We start from the raw sequence: 16,975 nt of genomic DNA on the forward strand, positions 1-16,975 counted from the left end.
CGCAGCGACCCCGGATCGATCCCCGCCCGCTCCAGCGCCTCCCACGCCGTCTCCAGCAGCAACCGCTGCTGCGGATCGGTCGCCAGCGCCTCCCGCGGCGAGATCCCGAAGAACTCCGCGTCGAACCGGTCCGCATCATGCAAAAACCCGCCCCGCCGCGTATACGACGTCCCCACACTCTCCGGATCCGGGTCGTACAACCCCTCCAGATCCCACCCCCGGTTCTCCGGAAACCCCGAGACCGCGTCCCGACCCTCGGCCACCAGACGCCACAGATCCTCCGGACCCCGCACCCCACCCGGGAACCGACACCCGATCCCCACGATCGCCACCGGCTCGTCCACCGCCGCCACCGCCACCGGCGCCGAGGACAGCTCCTTCGCGGCCCCGTCCGATCCGCCCAGCAGCTCGTCGAGGAGCCGGCCGACCAGGGCCTCGGGGGTGGGGTGGTCGAACAGCAGGGAGGCGGGCAGGCGCAGGCCGGTGGCGGTCTCCAGGTGGTTGCGCAGTTCGACCGAGCGCAGCGAGGTGAAGCCCAGGTCCCTGAAGGGCGTGCCGGGGTCCGCCGGTTCCGTGCCGGGCCGCTGGAGGACGACCGCGACGGCGGCGTCCACCAGGTCCAGCAGGACGCGTTCCCGTTCGGCGCCGGGCAGGTCGGCCAGTCGCCGCCGCAGCGCCCCGGAGGCGCTGTCGCCGTCCGGCGCCGCGGTCCCGGACGCGACGCCCCTGAGCCCGCCGTTTCCGGCCGGTGCGCCGTCGCGGCGCCGGCCGGCCGGGGCGGGCCAGTAGCGCTTGCGCTGGAAGGCGTAGGTGGGCAGGTCGCACGGGCGGGTGCCGGGCGGGAAGACGGCGGACGGGTCCCAGGCGGCGCCCACCGTGTGCAGCCGTGCGAGGGCGGCCACGGCGGTCCGGGCCTCGGGGCGGTCCTGCTGGAGGGCGGAGACCGTGGCCGGACGGGGCCGGGCGCCTTCGAGGGTGGTGGTGACGGCCTGGGTGAGGACAGGGGTCGGGGACAGCTCCAGGAACGTGGTGACGCCCTCGTCGCTCAGGGCCCGGATGCCGTCGGCGAAGCGGACGGTGGCCCTGATGTGCCGCACCCAGTACTCGGGGGAGGTGAGCTCCTCGTCGGTGGCGATCCGCCCGGTCACGTTCGACACCACCGGGATGCGGGCCGGTGCGTACGACAGGCTCCGGGCGACCTCGCGGAAGGCGTCGAGGATGCCGTCCATGTGCGGGGAGTGGCCCGCGACGGTGACGGCCAGGCGCTTGGTCTTGCGGTCCCGGGCCTTCCACCGGGCGCACAGGTCGAGCACGGCGTCCTCGTCGCCGGAGACGACCGTGCCGTCGGGCGAGTTGACCGCCGCGACCGAGACGCGGTCCGCGTACCGGCCGAGGTCGGCGAGGACCTCCTCCTCGCTCGCCTGGACGGCGGCCATGGCGCCCCCGGCGGCGGACTGGATGAGCCGGGCCCGCTCGACGGCCAGCAGGCACACGTCGGGCAGGGACAGCACCCCCGCGACGTGGGCGGCGGTGAGTTCGCCCATGGAGTGGCCGGTGAGGTGGTCGGGGGTCACGCCCCAGCTCTCGTAGAGCCGGTACAGGGCGGTCTCGACGGCGAGGAGGGCGGGCAGCGCGTAGTCGGTGCGGTCGAGCAGGGTGGCCTCGGGGGAGCCGGGCTCGGCGAGGATCAGTTCCCGCACGGGCCGGTCGAGGTGCCGGTCGAGCTGCTCGCAGACGGCGTCGAAGGCCGCCGCGTACACCGGGTGGGCCGCGTACAGCTCGCGTCCCATGCCCGCGCGCTGGCTGCCGCCCCCGCCGAAGAGGACGGCGAGGCGTCCTTCGGCCGGGGTGCCGGAGACGGTGTGGGTCGACGGTGTGCCGTCGGCCAGGGCCCGCAGTCCGGCCAGGAGTTCGCCGCGGCCGGTGCCGACCACGGCGGCACGGTGCTCGAAGGCCGTGCGGGTGGTGGCGAGGGCGAGTCCCACCTCCGCGGGGCCGGTTCCGGGCCGGGAGTCGAGGTGGTCGGCCAGGCGGGCCGCCTGGGCCCGCAGGGCGGCTTCCGTACGGCCGGAGAGCACCCAGGGCAGAGGGGCGGCGGGGGTTTCCGGCACATGCGCCGCCTCCCGTTCCGCCTCCCGGTCCCGGTGCGGTGCCTCGGCGAGCACCACGTGGCAGTTGGTGCCGCCCACGCCCAGCGAGGTGACGCCGGCGAGCAGCGGGACGTCCTGCCGCGGCCAGGGGCCGAGTTCCCGCTGGACGCGCAGCCGCAGTTCGTCCAGGGGGACGGCGGGGCTGGGGGTGTGGTGGTGGAGGGTGGGCGGGAGTTCCCGGTGCCGGATGCCGAGGGCGACCTTGAGCAGGCCCACGACGCCCGCGGCGCCCTCCAGGTGGCCGATGTTCGTCTTGACCGAGCCCACCAGCAGCGGCGAGTCCGCCGGGCGGCCCCGGCCGGCGACGGTCCCCAGGGCCAGGGCCTCGACCGGGTCGCCCACGGGGGTGCCGGTGCCGTGCAGTTCGACGTACTGGAGGTCGGTGGGGTCGACTCCGGCGCGGCGGCAGGCCGCGCGGAGCACGGCGCTCTGCGTCTCGGCGCCGGGGGCGGTCAGACCGTCCGTGGCGCCGTCGTTGTTCACGGCGCTGCCCCGGATCACGCAGTACACGGGGTCGCCCGCGGCGAGGGCTGCGGAGAGCGGCTTGAGGACGGCCAGCGCGCCGCCCTCACCGCGCACGGTCCCGTCGGCCTCCGCGTCCAGGACGCGGACGCGGCCGCCGGGCGAGAGCGCGCCGACCCGGGCGAGGGCGAGGGCGCTCTCGGGTATGAGGTCGAGGTTGATCCCGCCGGCGACGGCCACGTCGCACTCCCCGGCGCGCAGGGCGGCGCAGGCGGTGTGCACGGCGACCAGGGAGGAGGACTGGGCGCTGTCGAGGGTCATGCTGGGGCCGCGCAGTCCGAGCGCGTACGACACCCGGTTGGCGATGATGCCGCGCTGGAGGCCGGTGAGGGTGTAGTGGTCGACGGCGCCGGGTCCGTACTCGTGCAGCAGGCGCGCGTAGTCGTCCCAGATGGCGCCGACGAAGATGCCGGTGCCGCTGCCGTCGAGGCTGCCGGGGAGGATCCGGGCGTCCTCCAGGGCCTCCCAGGCCAGTTCGAGCACCAGGCGCTGCTGCGGGTCCATGGCGAGGGCCTCGCCGGGCGAGATGCCGAAGAAGGCCGCGTCGAACTCGTCGACGCCGTCGACGAAGCCGCCCCGGCGGATGTCGGCCGCGCCGGGGGCGGGGGCGTCCCCGGTGTGCGGCTCCCCGGCCCCCCAGCGTCCGGGCGGCACCTCTGTGACCGCGTCGGTGCCGCCGCGCAGCAGCCGCCAGAACTCCTCGGGGCTGCTCGCTCCGGGCAGTCTGCACGACAGGCCGATCACGGCGATCGGCTCGTCCGTCTGCGCACCCGGCGTGCTGCGGTCGCTGCGGCTCTGCTCGGTCATAGGGTGCCCGTCCCTCGTGGTGTGTGTGCGTGGGAAGCCGTGGGCCCGGCACCGTCGCGGGGTGCCGGGCGTGTCGGGGGCCGGCGGTCGGGAGTGGCTCCCGCCGCGGAGGTCAGCGGTCGGCGAGTGCCTGGATGGCCTGCTTCCAGGCGACCTCGCCGCCGGCCGCCTCCATCACGAGCCAGGGGTTCCAGAAGTCGCGGAAGAGCGTGATCGCTCCGTTCTCGAAGCGCACCACGGACAGGTACGTCTGGCGGTACCGGCCGCCGGTGGCGACCAGGGTGCAGTCGGCGGTGTAGGCGGCGACGAGCAGGCCGTCGTCGGTCACCGCGTAGAACTCCGGCTCGGAGAATTCGGCCCGGAGCTGCTCGGCGAACATCCGCATCTGGGCGAGGAGTTCGTCCCTGCCGCGCATCGTGGTGGGGAAGCCGGGCGCCGGGTAGGGGAACTCGAGGACGCCGTCGTCGGCGAACAGGCCGACCCACTCCTCGACCTTCCCCTGCGACAGCAACTCCAGGCTGTGGGCGAACAGTCGCTTCAGCTCCTGTGGCTGGACTGCGGACATGTCGTCTCTCTTTCTGCGGGCTCCGCACGGGATGCGGGATGCCCCGCGGTTTCGGACGCGGTTTCGGACGCGGTTTCGGACGGGGGTTACGGGGGGGGTGGGGTCAGCGGGAGGGCCGGACGACGGAGCCGAAGACGCGGTCGACGGCCCGGTCGGGCAGCAGCCGGGCCAGCAGGCGCCCGCCGGTCGCGTCGGCGCCGACGCCGTAACGGGTCCTGGGACGCCTGGCGACGAGGGCGCGGAAGACGGTCCGGGCGACGTCGTCGGGGGTCTTGCGGCTGCCGCGGGCCTGCTGCTCGTTCGTCTCGACGAAGCGGAGGAAGGTGTCCCGGTACAGCTCCTGGAGCGGTGCGGCGGCGCCCTCGATCGTCCTGCCGGCCTCGGTGGACATCTTGTCCCAGATCGGGGTCATGATCGCACCGGGCTGGACGACGCAGACCGTGATCCCCTGAGGGGCGAGCTCGCGGCGCAGGGCGTCGCTGAGGGCCTCCTTGGCGAACTGGGCGGCGGCGTAGGCCCCGAGGTAGGGGATGGCGACGTTCCCCAGGCCCGAGGTCACGTTCACGATGCGCCCGCCGCCGGCGCGCAGCAGCGGCAGGAAGCCCCGGATGACGGCGAGCTGGCCGACGACGTTGGTGTCGAGCTGGCGGCGCAGCAGCTCGGTGCCGACGCACTCCAGGGGTGCGGTGACGGCGATGCCCGCGTTGTTGACCAGGCCCCACAGGCCGTCCTCACCGGTGTGCGCGCCGATCTCGCGCACGGCCTCGCCGACCGAGCCCTCGTCCGTCACGTCGAGCGTCACCGGGGTCAGCCGGCCGGTCGCCGCGCGGCGCAGCCGCTCGCCGTCCTCGGCGCGCCGGACCCCGGCGAAGACGTGGAAGCCCACGCGGGCCAGGTTCAGCGCGCAGGACTCCCCCAGCCCCGAGGAGGCTCCGGTAATGACGACGGCCCGCCCGTCGGGGGGCAGCAGACCCGACCTGTTCGACACGTGTTCCTCCGAGTTCTCTCAGGACTTGCTCGCCGCCAGGACCGCGTCGACGGATCCGGCGGCTATCCGCTCCGCCCGGTCCGCCGGCACGGCTCCCTCGACGTGGGTGAAGTTCCAGGCCATCCGCCCGTGGCTGGTGTTGACCGTCGCGCAGTACAGGGCGTTGACGGACAGTCCGGCGATGAACTGGGCGGACGAGACCCGCCACGGTCCGACGCTGCCGGGGAAGTCGTAGCGGCCGATGTTGGAGATGCAGAGGGTGATCGGGCCCTTCTCCTCCATGAAGCGGAGGAACCTGGCGCTTTTGTCCACCGACTTCGGCGACACCAGGCCCAGGGTCGCGACGGCGGTCAGGTGCTCGCCGCGCTGGCGGCGCCGTACCAGGTCCCGGCTGACGGTCCGCGCCATCGGCCACAGGGAGGCGTCCGGCCGGTAGTCGACGACGGTGGGCACGGTCGCCACGTAGGTGCCGATCTCCCGGTCGGTCACCCGGGGGACGAGCGCGTCGCGGAAGGTGATGGGGGAGCCGATCATCACGGGGCCCGGCCCGGCGCCGGCGTCCTCGGCGACGGCGCGGACCATGGCCGCCGCCAGTGCGCCGTGCACCGTGGTCTGCTCCCTGCGGCACGCCTCCGCGAGGTCGGCCAGCTGGTCGGCGGAGAGCGAGCGGTGCAGGAGCCGGGTGGTGCGTTCCCGGAACGGCACCCGCCGGGTGGCCTCCATCCGGCGCGGCTTCAGCCGGCGCGCGACACCCTGGTCGGTCAGCTGCTGGGCGGCGATCCGGCGCAGGCCGGACAGGCCGCGGTGGTCGGGGGGGAGCATTCCCTCGGGTGCGGGCAGGACGCGTTCGGACCAGACCGTGAGTCCGTCGGGGTCGAGGTCGCCCGCCTCGATCTCGGCGGCGAGTTCGATCCACTGCCGCATCAGGGTGAGGACGGTGGTGCCGTCCGCGATGCAGTGCGGCAGGGTGAGCAGGAGGTCGTGGACGTCCTGCTCGCCGGGTTCGGCGCCGGACGTGCTGATCACGACGGCGCGTGCCAGCGGGCCCCTGCTCCAGTCGACCGGGGTGACGAGTTCGTGTCCGTTGACCTCCTTCTCCCAGCGGTCGTCGGCGGTCGCCTCCCCGGGCGCCCCGGCGGTCACCGAACGCAGCGGGATCGGGTTCCCGGGGGCCGCCGTGAAGCGGGGTCCGCGGCCCGCGGCGTCGGCCCGGATGGCGGTGCGGAGCATCGGGTGGCGCTGTTGCAGGGCGTCCAGTGCCTGGGCCAGGAGCTCCTCCGACAGTCCGCCGTGGATCCGGGCGTGCGAGATGACGTTGAGCGGGGAGATCTGGTCGACGATCCAGTACCAGCGCTCCAGTGGGCTCAGCGGGCGTTCTGCCTCGGTGTGCGCGGCGGGCCGCTTCACGGCTGCACCTCCATCGTGTGGTCGTCTGTGGCGCGGGTGCCGGGGAAGTCCAGGTACTCCGCGTTCTGCTTGTCGAGCACCGAGGAGGGCGCCAGGCGGAAGAAGAGATTCCGGCCCATCAACCGCAGTGGGCTCTCGGTCTGCTCCAGCCCGCTGAGCGCGTGCGCCCCCTCGACGATCCGGCGCGTGCGGGGACGGCGTTCCGCCTCGTAGGCCCGCAGGGCCCGCTGCGGACTGCCGGGCTCCCGGGCGAGGTGGTGGGCGAGGACGACGGCGTCCTCCACGGCCATGCACGCGCCCTGGCCGAGGCTGGTCATCATGGGGTGGGCCGCGTCGCCCAGCAGCGTGACCGGTCCCCGCCCCCAGCTCTCCAGGAACGGGCGGTCGCGCGCGGGGAACGCGGTGATCTGCTCGAACGGGGTCGCGGCGACGGCGGCTTGCACCTCGTCGGCCCAGCCGGCGTAGGCGCGGACGATCTCGTCCTTGTCGCCGTCCCAGTCGCGGGCGCGCTCCGCGGGCATGTTCTTCGTGCCCCACCAGTAGACCCGGCCGCCGCCGATGTTGGCGAGTCCGAAGCGCCGTCCGCGGCCCCAGTAGTGGGCGCCGTACTGCTTGGTGACGCGCGGATGGGTGAACTCGGGGGTGGCGACCCAGCAGAGGTAGCCGGTCTCGCGCGGTGTCTCGGGTCCGGCGATCTGCCGCCGGACCGCCGAGCCGAAGCCGTCGGCGCCGATGAGCACGTCGCCGCGGGCCTCGCGGCCGTCCTCGAAGTGGACGCGCACGCCGTCGCCGTCGGGGGTGAAGCCGGTGGCCGCCGCGCCGAGTACGACCGGGCAGTCGCCGACCTGCTCCAGCAGCAGCCGCTGGAGCAGGGTGCGGGTGACACCGAAGCTGGGGGCGCCCAGCCGGTCGCAGATCTCCTTGAACCGCAGCGTGCGGATGACCTTGCCGCGGGCGGTGAGGAAGTGGAGCTCCTCCAGGATCTCGGCGTTCTCCTCCAGCCGGAGGTCGATGCCCAGGGTGCGCAGCGCCACCACCGCGTTGGTCATGAAGGACAGCGCCCCGCCGGCGGGCCGCAGTTCCCGCGCCCGTTCGTACACCTCGACGTCCATGCCGACCCGCCGCAGACAGGCCGCCGCGGCGAGTCCGCCGATGCCGGCCCCGACGACGATCGCCTTCCCGTTCCGGCCTGTCGTCACTGTGCTGCCCCTTCGTCGGTGAGTACCGGTTCCCGGCCCGTCCGGCCGTCCGGCTCCTCCGTCCCCGCGGCCATCGCCCCGGCGACGGCCCGGCCGACGGACCGCACGTGCGGCTCGTCCAGGAGGAGGAGGTGGTCGCCGGAGACGTCGACGACGTCCAGCCGGCCGCTGGTGAGGGTCGCCCAGCCGTTGGCCGGGGCGTCGTGCAGGGTGCGGGCCGCTCCGTGCATGGGCCTGAGGACGTCGGGCAGCGGCGCGGTCGCCTTGATCAGGGTGACGTCGACGGGGTCGGGGGCCGGCTGGTAGTCGCGCAGCGAGGCCCAGTTGGCCTTGTAGACCTCGAAGAGCCGGCGGACGGCCGAGCGGGCGCCGCGGGCGGACACGATCCCGGCCCGGGCCGCGCGCTCGGCGATGAAGTCGAGCCGCTCGTCGTCGGTCCCGAGCTCGTCGGGGATGCGTTCGACGGGGGCGCTGCCTCCGCGGTCGACCCAGATCAGCTCCCAGAAGAACCACTCCATCATGGCGCGCTCGGCCACGTCCGGGCGTTCCCCGGGCGAGGGGGCGATGGAGTCCAGCAGGATCAGGGAGGCCACCTCGTCCCGTCCGGAACGCTTCAGCTGCCGGGCCATCTCGAAGGCGACGAAGCCCCCGAAGGACCAGCCGCCCAGGTGGTAGGGGCCTTCGGGCTGCACTCTGCGGATGGCCTCCAGATAGCTCCCGGCGAGCCCCTCCATGGTGGCGACCGGCTCGGTGCCCGGTTCCGCGCCGGCCGCCTGGAGCGCGTACAGCGGCTGGTCGTCGGGCAGGTGCCGGGCCAGGCGCACGTAGCACAGGACGTTGCCGCCCAGGGGGTGGACGAGGAACAGGGGCGGCCGGCTCCCCCCGCTCCTGATGGGCACCACGGGGTCGAAGGCGGCGGCCGCGTCCCCGGTGCGCAGCAGTTCGGCGAGCCGGGCGACGGTGGGGGCGGCGACGAAGGCCGTCAGCGGGACGCGTACGCCGAACCGCTTCTCGATGGTGACGATCAGCCGCATCGCCGTCAGCGACGTGCCGCCGCTCTCGAAGAAGTCGTCGTGGATCCCGAATCCGGGGCGCCCCAGCATCTCGCCGAAGATGTCGGTCAGCGCCCGCTCGTGGGCGTTGCGCGGCGGGGCCGAGCCGGCTTCCCGCCGGGTCTCCAGCGGTATCCGCCGCAGCGCCGCGTCGTCGCGCTTGCCGCTGGGGGTCAGCGGCAGGCGCGGCAGCCAGGCCAGGTGCGCGGGGACCATGTACTCGGGGAGCACGGCGCGGAGCCGTTTGCGGACCTCCTCCAGGTCGGCGGAGCCCTCCTCGCCGAGGAGGAAGGCGACGAGGAAGGAGTCGAGGCCGTCGCCGCGGCCGCGGGCCACCACGGCGGCGCCGCGGATGCCGGGGAAGTCGTCGGACATCGCGGTGAGGGCGATCTCGATCTCGGCCGGCTCGACGCGGAATCCGCGCACCTTGACCTGGTTGTCGGCGCGGCCCAGCCAGACGGTGTCCCCGCCGGGCAGGACCCGGCCGAGGTCGCCGGTGCGGTAGAGCCGCACGCCCGGCTTCCCGCAGGGGTGCGGGACGAAGCGCTCCTCGGTCAGGTCGGGGCGGCCCCGGTAGCCGAGCGCCAGGCAGGCGCCGCCGAGGTAGATCTCGCCCCGGACGCCGGCGGGCACCGGCCGCAGCCGGGAGTCGAGCACATGGATCTCGGCGCCGTCGATGGCGGTGCCGATCGGGGGCAGGGCGGGCCAGCCGGCGGGGTCGCCCGAGAGCAGGTGGGCGCTGGCGATGTTGGTCTCGGTCGGCCCGTACTGGTTCTCCAGCAGGGTGCCGGGGCGGGCCGCGCAGAAGCGGCGTACCTCCTCGGTGACGCGCAACTGCTCTCCGGAGGAGATCAGAACGCGCAGGGCGCGCGGCCGGACGCCCAGCAGCTGTGACGCCTCGGCGATCTGCTGGAGGGCGACGAACGGCATGAACCAGCGTTCGATCTCCTGCTCGTCCATCAGCCGCAGCAGCGCGGAGGGGTCGCGGCGGTCCGGCTCGGACACCAGGTGGAGGGTGCCGCCCGCGGCCAGGGTGGAGAAGATCTCCTGGAAGGAGACGTCGAAGCTGAGCGGGGCGAACTGAAGGGTGCGGGCGCCGGGCGCGGCGGTCTCCGCGCGCAGCTGCCACTGCGTGTAGTTGGCCCACAGCCGGTGCGGGAGTTCGACGCCCTTGGGTTCGCCGGAGGAGCCGGAGGTGAACAGGATCAGTGCCAGGCTGTCCAGGGGGAGGGCGCCGGTCTCCCGCTCTCCGGTCTCCGGAGTCCCGGTCTCCCGCTCCCCGGCCGGCTCGGCTCCGCCGTCCGGGCCGGGCATGGGGATCGACTCGACCGGCAGGACGAGCCCGGGGTCGGGGACGAGTCCGGCGTGCCGCTCGTGGGCGACGACCCGGAACGGCCGGGCCCGCTCCACCATGCGGGCGATGCGCTCCGGCGGGTAGCTGACGTCCAGCGGTACGCACGCCGCCTTGGCCCGCAGGACGCCGATCACGGTCGCGATCATCTCGGGGGAGCGGTCCAGCGCGATCCCGACCCCGGCCCCGGGCTCCACGCCCAGCTCGTGCAGGCGCCGGGTGACCTGCCGCGCCGCCCGCTCCAGCTCCGCGTACGTCCACCGGGTGCCGCCGTGCACGACGGCCTCGGCGTCCGGCTGCCGGGCGGCCGTGGCGGCGAACAGGCTCATGACGTCGGCGGGTTCCGCGGCCGGGTTCGTGGGCAGTTCGTCCGACTCCACCAGGAAGTGGAAGTCCGGTGCCTCCTCGGGGTGTTCGACGATGCGGCGGAGGATCGCGGTGTAGGTGTCGGCCAGCAGGTCCGCCTGTGTGGCGGTGAACGACCGGCCCGCGCAGTTCAGGCGCAGCCGGGTGCGCCCGTCGCGGGGGTCGACGATCGCGTTCACCAGCAGCGCGAAGTTGGTCTCCTCGTAGGTCGTCAGGTCCAGCAGCTCCAGGTCCGCCCGGGCGAACAGCTCCTCCAGGGTGTGCAGCCGCACGAAGGTGAAGGCCGAGTCCAGAAGCGGGGCGCCGCCGCGGTCGTCCTGCACGGCGCTGAGGGGGTAGGCGCGGTGGGGGTGGGAGTCGCGCTCCTGGCGGACGACGTCGCGGACGGTCTCCAGCCAGCTCTCCTGCCCCGGGCGCAGGCGGAACGGCATCGTGTTGAGGAACAGGCCCGCGATCCGGTCGGCCCCCTCCGTCTCCGGACGGCCGTGCGTCACCAGGCCCGTCGTGACGTCGTCGGTGTCCGCCAGGAGCCGCAGGGTCAGGCAGTGCGCGGTGAACAGGACCAGCCGCAGCGGCAGGGCGTGGCCGCGCGCGAAGCCCTTGAGCGCCTCGTCGAGGTCGGCGGGGAGTTCCACGTGGCGCACCACGCTCTCCTCGCCCGGCGAGGGCTCGTACGGCACGAACGGGTCGAGCTGTACGGGCTCGGCGCCGTCGAGCAGGTCGCGCCAGTACTCCCGGGACTCGCGGGACTCCAGCAGCCGCCGCTCGTCGCGCACGTGGAGGGCCGGGGAGGGCAGGGCGGCGTCGGGCACCGGTGCCACGTCCGCGCCGAGGCCGTGCAGGTAGTCCCGCAGCAGCTCGGACATCAGGCCGGCGACGCTCCAGCCGTCGAGGATCGCGTGGTGGAAGCTGAGGACGAGGTCGAGGCGGCCTCCGTCGCGGACGTGCGCGTGCAGGTGGTACAGACCGGGACGCTCGTGGTCGTACGCATGGTGGCGCCGCTCCTCGATGTGTTCGCGCAGTGCCTTCTCGGCTGCCGTCCCGTCGGTGCCGCGCAGGTCGGCGACCGACAGCACGCCCGTCACGCGGGGATGGACGATCTGCAGCGGCTCGGAGTGGCCGGCCAGGGCGAAGGAGGAGCGCAGGGCGGGGTGGCGGGCGACGAGCCGGTCCGCGGCGGCGCGGAAGGCCGGTTCGTCCCAGGCGCAGGCGAGGCGGTAGTGGAAGACGTCGCGGTAGACGGTGGAGGTCTTCTCCTCGCTGCTGTGGTAGAGCATGCCCAGGTGGAGGCGTGTGGCCGGGTAGGCGTCCTCGGCCCCGGTGCCGAGCAGCCGGGCCCGGTCCACCCCGGGCACCAGGGCGAACGGCTCGGGGGCGGCCTCGCCGTCGTCCGCGGTCGCGGGGGTGACGCGGGCGGCCAGTTCGGCGACGGTGGTGTGCCGGGCCAGGTCCGGGAGGGTGACCCGCAGGCCGCGCTTCTCCGCCTCCGCGCGGACCCGCAGCATCAGGATCGAGTCGCCGCCGAGCGCGAAGTAGTCGTCGTGGGGACCGACTTGTTCGACTCCGAGCACCTTCGACCAGATCTCCGCGAGCGCCGCCTCCGTGGCGTTGCGCGGAGCCTGCCCGGAACCCGCCCCGCGGCCCGCCTCCGCGGGGAGCAGCCGCCGCAGGGCGCCGCGGTCGGCCTTGCCGTTGGGGGTCAGCGGGATCCGGTCGACGCGGACGTACCGCGCCGGGATCATGTAGTCGGGCAGCGACTGGGCGAGCGCGGCGCGGAGGCCGGCCGCGTCCAGGTCGCGGTCGGCGACGTAGCAGCCGGCCAGCCGCACGGAGCGGTCCTCGTCGACCGTGTCGACCACCACCGCGCCGCGGACGCCGGGCACCCGGGAGAGCCGGTGCTCGACCTCGCCGAGCTCCACCCGGTTGCCGCGGACCTTCACCTGGCCGTCCATCCGGCCCAGGTACTCCAGTTCGCCGTCCGCGAGCCTGCGTGCCAGGTCACCGGTGCGGTACAGGCGCCCGCCGGGGGTGAAGGGGTCGTCGGTGAACTTCCGCGCGGTCAGCTCCGGGCGGCCGAGGTAGCCGCGCGCGACGCCGTCGCCGGCGACGCAGAGCTCGCCGGGGGCGCCGGCGGGCTGGGGGTTGCCGTGCCGGTCCAGGACGTGGAGGCGGATGTTGTCGATGGGCCGGCCGATGGGCACCCGGCCGACGGGCCGGGAGGGGTCGCCGGGGCAGTCGTGGAAGGAGACGTCGACGGTCGCCTCGGTCGGGCCGTACAGGTTGACCAGCCGGGTGCCGGCCGGGCCGAGGAGCCGGTTGAAGCGGTTGACCTGTTCCGGGGGCAGCGCCTCGCCGCTGCAGAAGACGCGGCGCAGCGAGCCCGCCTCAGCGCGCAGCTCGGGCCGGCTCTCCAGCAGGTCGAGGAAGGGCCCGAACATCGACGGGACGAAGTGGACGACGGTGACGCCCCGCTCGCCGATGGTGCGCAGCGTCTCGCGCGGGTCCTTCTCGGCGCCGGGCGCGAGCAGGGCGAGCCGCGCGCCGGCGAGCCCCCACCAGAACAGCTCCCACACCGACACGTCGAAGGAGATCGGGGTCTTCTGCAGCAGCACGTCGCCGTCGCCGACCGCGTAGCGGCGCTGCATCCAGGTGAGCCGGTTGACGACCGAGCGGTGCTCGACCATGACGCCCTTGGGCCGGCCGGTGGAGCCCGAGGTGTAGAGCACGTACGCCAGGTCGTGCGGTCCGCCGGAGTCCGGCAGCGGCCCGAAGGGCCCGGTGAGGGGTTCGTCCGCGCGGCGGACGACGGCCGGGCCCCGGGGCGGCGCGGGGGTGCCGGGGCCGGTCAGGATCGCCCGGGCGCCGCTGTCCTCCAGCAGCAGGCGGATGCGCTCGGCGGGGTGTGCGGGATCCACCGGCACGTACGCGGCGCCGGCCTTCAGCACGGCGAGGACGGCGACCAGCGTGGACGTGGAGCGCTCCAGCGCGACGGCCACCCGGTCGCCGGGCTCCACGCCGTCCGCGCGCAGGGCGCGTGCCAGGCGGCCCGCCCGCGCGTCCAGTTCGGCGTAGGTGAGGGCGTCGCCGCTTCCCGGGCCGACGACCGCGGTGCGGTCGGGGGTCCGCGCGGCCTGCTCCTCGAAGAGGCCGTGCAGGGTCCGGTCCGCCGGGTAGTCCACCGCGGTCCGGTTGAGGCCGTGGACGATCTCCTCGCGCTCGTCCGGGTCGAGCATCCCGATCGCGCCGACGGGGCGGTCGGGGTCGCGCAGGGCGTCCAGGACCAGGTTGCGGATGTGGCGGCCCAGGGCCGCGGCGGGGAAGTCCTCGTCGAAGACGTCACGGGCGTAGTCGAGTTCGACGGTGATGTCGCCGGTGCCGGCCGTCTCGGCGACCACGACCGCGAGGGCGTCCCCGTCGTGTGCGCGGGTCCCGCCGGCGAACTCCTGCCGCAGGCCCGGGATCTCCCGGGGGCTCGGCCACTGGACGTAGGAGACCGTGACGTCGAACAGCTCGCGGGGGCTGCCGGGCGGGAGGTCCCGCAGGACGTCCCCCAGCGGCAGCCGCTCGTGGCGCTGGAGTTCGCGGGAGCCGGCCTGGACGGCGGCGACGAGTTCCGCGAAGGTCGCGGCCTTCGCCACGGGCACCCGCAGCGGGAGGGTGTTGGCGAAGTGGCCGACCGTGCGCCGCTGCGTCCTGCCCCGCCGGTTGAACAGCGGGACGCCGATGACCACGTCGTCGGCGAGGTGGACGCGGGAGAGGTAGGCGGCGAAGGCCGCCGTGACGAAGGCGAACGGCGACTGGCCGCGTTCGCGGATCCGCTCGGCGGCCTCGCGCGGCAGCCCGAAGGAGTGGCGCCCGCTGCCGCGCGATCCGCTGGGCGCCCGCCTGGTGAACAGCGGCGGGACGGCGCCCGCCAGGGCGGTGCGGAAGTGGTCGCGGTCCCTGCCGTACTGCGGGGAGTTCCGGTAGCGCTCCTCGTCCTCCAGGGCGGCGAGGCAGGACGGGGCCGGCGCGTCGTCGGCCTCCCCCGCGTAGTGGGCGCGGACCTGCTCCAGGAGGAGGTTCAGTCCCCAGGCGTCGGTGAGGATGTGGTGGGCCTTCACGTAGGCGTGGGCCGCGGTGCCGCTCTCCTTGAGCACCGCCAGCTCGTACGCCGGGCCACCGGTGAGGGACAGGGGGCGTCCGAAGGACTCGGCCATCCACGCCTCGCAGGCCGCCCGGGGGTCGGGCTCGCCGGTGAAGTCCAGCATCCGCACCTGCGGCCCGTCGGAGGAGTCCACGCGCTGGAGGGGGGTCCCGTCCTCCTCCGTGAACCGCAGGCGGAGGGCGTCGTTGCGGCGGACCGCTTCCAGCAGGCAGGCCGCGAGCCGGTCGGTGTCGACCGGGCCCGTCAGCCGCTGGGAGACGAAGAGATTGAACTGGGGGAGCTTCGGGAACAGGGCGTTGGCCACCCAGATATCACGTTGGTATGCCGTCAGCGGTGCCCACTCGAATGAATTCAAGATGTCCTCTACTCGGGTCGCCTCGGAGTCCAATCTCGCAGCCGAACCCTGACCCGGGAATTTCGGATCATCCAGAAAGCCCCGGGACTGGTACTGGGAGTACCAGCACCGCGGTACCCGCATGAACGGCTCTCCCCTGCCGACTCCTCGGACCAAGTACGGAAAGCGGGAAAATTCACCGGCCCCTCTGGCGAAATCCCGTCCCGGATGACAAGAATCCTTGGACGAACGCCTCGGCCGTCGTCGGGTCACCCCTGGGAGGAAGTTCCGTGAGCGCACAAGTACCGCTGGTCGCCGCCCACCCCGTGCTCGGGTCGCTGCGGGATCTCCGCCACGACACCCTGGGCGCCTACCTCAGGGCCCGGCGCGACCACGGTGACGTGGTCAGGTTCGACGCCGGCCCGCCGGGGCTGCGCGCCAGCCTCTACGCGGTCTTCTCCCCCGAGGGCGTGCAGCAGGTGCTCGGTTCCCAGGCGTCGAACTTCCGCAAGGAGAACGACGTCTACACCGAGATCCGGGAGTCCATCGGAAACGGCCTGCTGACCAGCCAGGACGAGGATTACATCCGACAGCGCCGCATGATCCAGCCGCTTTTCACCCGCCGCCGGGTGGACGCATATGCCAGTGCCGTGTACGGTGAGGCCGTCGCCACCGCCGACCGCTGGAACTCGCTTTCCGAAAAAGTCGTCGACGCGGCCGAGGAAATGGCCGAGTTCGCACTCAGAACGGTTACCCGTGTTCTGTTCGGAGCTGATATCGATGCCGCCGCGGACGTCGTCCGGAGAAATTTCCCGGTCATCGGCGAGAGCGTTCTGCGGCGCGGTGTGACACCGTTGCGCCTGCCCCGCCACTGGCCGACTCCGGCCAACCGCCGGACGCAGGCGGCCCAGCGGGAGCTGTACGCCATCTGCGACCGCATCATCGCCGAGCGCTCCGCCACTCCGGGTGAGGCCGACGACATGATCTCCCGGCTGATCCTGGCCCGCGACGAGGACGGGTCGGCCCTCTCCCCCGACGCGATCCGCGACCAGGTGCTGGTCTTCCTCCTCGCCGGGCACGAGACGACGGCGACCGCGCTCGCCTTCGCCCTGCACCTGCTCGCCTGCCACCCCGAGGCCCAGGAGAAGGCGCACGCCGAGGTCGACGCGGTGCTGTCCGGTGGTACGGCCGGCGCCGAGCACCTGGACGAACTGCCCTATCTGACGCGGGTCTTCAAGGAGGCTCTGCGGATGTACCCCTCGGTCGCGATCATGGGCCGCCGCAGCGTGGCCGACAGCGAGGTCTGCGGCTTCCACATCCCCGGCGGCTCCGACGTCTACGTGAGCCCGTGGGTCACCCAGCGCCACCCCGGCCACTGGGAGCACCCCGACCGGTTCGACCCCGACCGGTTCGCCCCGGAGCTGGAGGCCGCGCGCCCCCGGTACGCCTGGTTCCCCTTCGGCGGCGGCCCTCGTGCCTGCATCGGCCAGTACTTCGCCATGCTGGAGGGCGTCATCGGCCTGGCCGGCCTGCTCCAGCGCTTCCGCCTCACCGCTCCGAAGACCGAGATCGCCCTCCAGCTCGGCATGACCCTGCGTGCCGCGGAACCGGCGCACGTGCGCCTGACGCCCCGCGACGGCGCCCGCGGCCGGGTGCCGAGGAGGGCGGGAACGGAGTGAGGGAGATCCTGGACGCGATCCTCGCGTCGGACAGCAAGCCCGCCGACTTCGCCAACCTGGCGCTGCCCGAGTCCTACCGCGCGGTCACCGTGCACAAGGACGAGGCCGACATGTTCGCCGGAATGCCCACCCGCCAGAAGGACCCGCGCAAGTCCCTGCACCTGGACCAGGTGCCCCTGCCGGAACTGGGCCCGGGCGAGGCCCTGGTGGCGGTCATGGCCTCCTCGGTGAACTACAACTCGGTGTGGACCTCGATCTTCGAACCGGTCCCCACCTTCGGCTTCCTGGAGCGCTACGGCCGCACCTCACCCCTGGCCAGGCGCCACGACCTGCCCTACCACATCATCGGCTCCGACCTGGCCGGCGTGGTCCTGCGCACCGGCCCCGGCGTCAACGCCTGGCAGCCCG

At 73.9% G+C, this 16,975-nt stretch carries 6 protein-coding genes and 2 pseudogenes; 2 read left to right on the plus strand and 6 right to left on the minus strand.

Annotated elements, in window-relative coordinates; all coding sequences use genetic code 11:
• The 6 genes from BM237_RS28150 to BM237_RS28175 all read right to left on the minus strand — a co-directional run.
• Nucleotides 1-3,479, minus strand: a 3,479-nt coding sequence (locus BM237_RS28150) for a type I polyketide synthase (RefSeq protein WP_139238200.1), incomplete at its 3' end; no start/stop codon positions are given.
• Between the two features lie 112 nt (nt 3,480-3,591).
• Nucleotides 3,592-4,044 carry a nuclear transport factor 2 family protein gene (locus BM237_RS28155; RefSeq protein ID WP_093852571.1) on the minus strand — a complete coding sequence of 151 codons (453 nt, stop codon included), beginning with the start codon at nt 4,042-4,044 and terminating at the stop codon, nt 3,592-3,594.
• Between the two features lie 103 nt (nt 4,045-4,147).
• On the minus strand, nt 4,148-5,032 hold the full coding sequence (locus tag BM237_RS28160) for an SDR family oxidoreductase (protein ID WP_093852572.1): 885 nt from the start codon (nt 5,030-5,032) through the stop codon (nt 4,148-4,150).
• 18 nt (nt 5,033-5,050) lie between these two features.
• Nucleotides 5,051-6,439, minus strand: a complete 1,389-nt coding sequence (locus tag BM237_RS28165) for a phthiocerol/phthiodiolone dimycocerosyl transferase family protein (protein WP_093852573.1) — start codon at nt 6,437-6,439, stop codon at nt 5,051-5,053.
• Nucleotides 6,436-7,638 (minus strand): FAD-dependent oxidoreductase, encoded by a 1,203-nt coding sequence (locus BM237_RS28170; protein WP_093852574.1) that lies wholly within the window; start codon nt 7,636-7,638, stop codon nt 6,436-6,438. Before BM237_RS28170 ends, BM237_RS28165 begins: the two co-directional genes overlap by 4 nt.
• Nucleotides 7,635-14,909: an amino acid adenylation domain-containing protein gene (locus BM237_RS28175; protein ID WP_425443753.1), complete on the minus strand. Its 7,275-nt coding sequence runs from the start codon at nt 14,907-14,909 to the stop codon at nt 7,635-7,637. The genes BM237_RS28170 and BM237_RS28175 overlap by 4 nt, the downstream gene beginning before the upstream one ends.
• Nucleotides 14,910-15,214: 305 nt before the next feature.
• Here BM237_RS28175 and BM237_RS28180 point away from each other — a divergent pair.
• A pseudogene (locus BM237_RS28180) lies at nt 15,215-16,402 on the plus strand (cytochrome P450); the annotation flags it as partial.
• Nucleotides 16,336-16,975 (plus strand): annotated as a pseudogene (locus BM237_RS30590) (hypothetical protein); the annotation flags it as partial. The pseudogenes BM237_RS28180 and BM237_RS30590, both read left to right, overlap by 67 nt.

It is taken from the genome of Streptomyces mangrovi, assembly GCF_900114215.1.
Taxonomy (GTDB): Bacteria; Actinomycetota; Actinomycetes; order Streptomycetales; family Streptomycetaceae; genus Streptomyces; species Streptomyces barkulensis.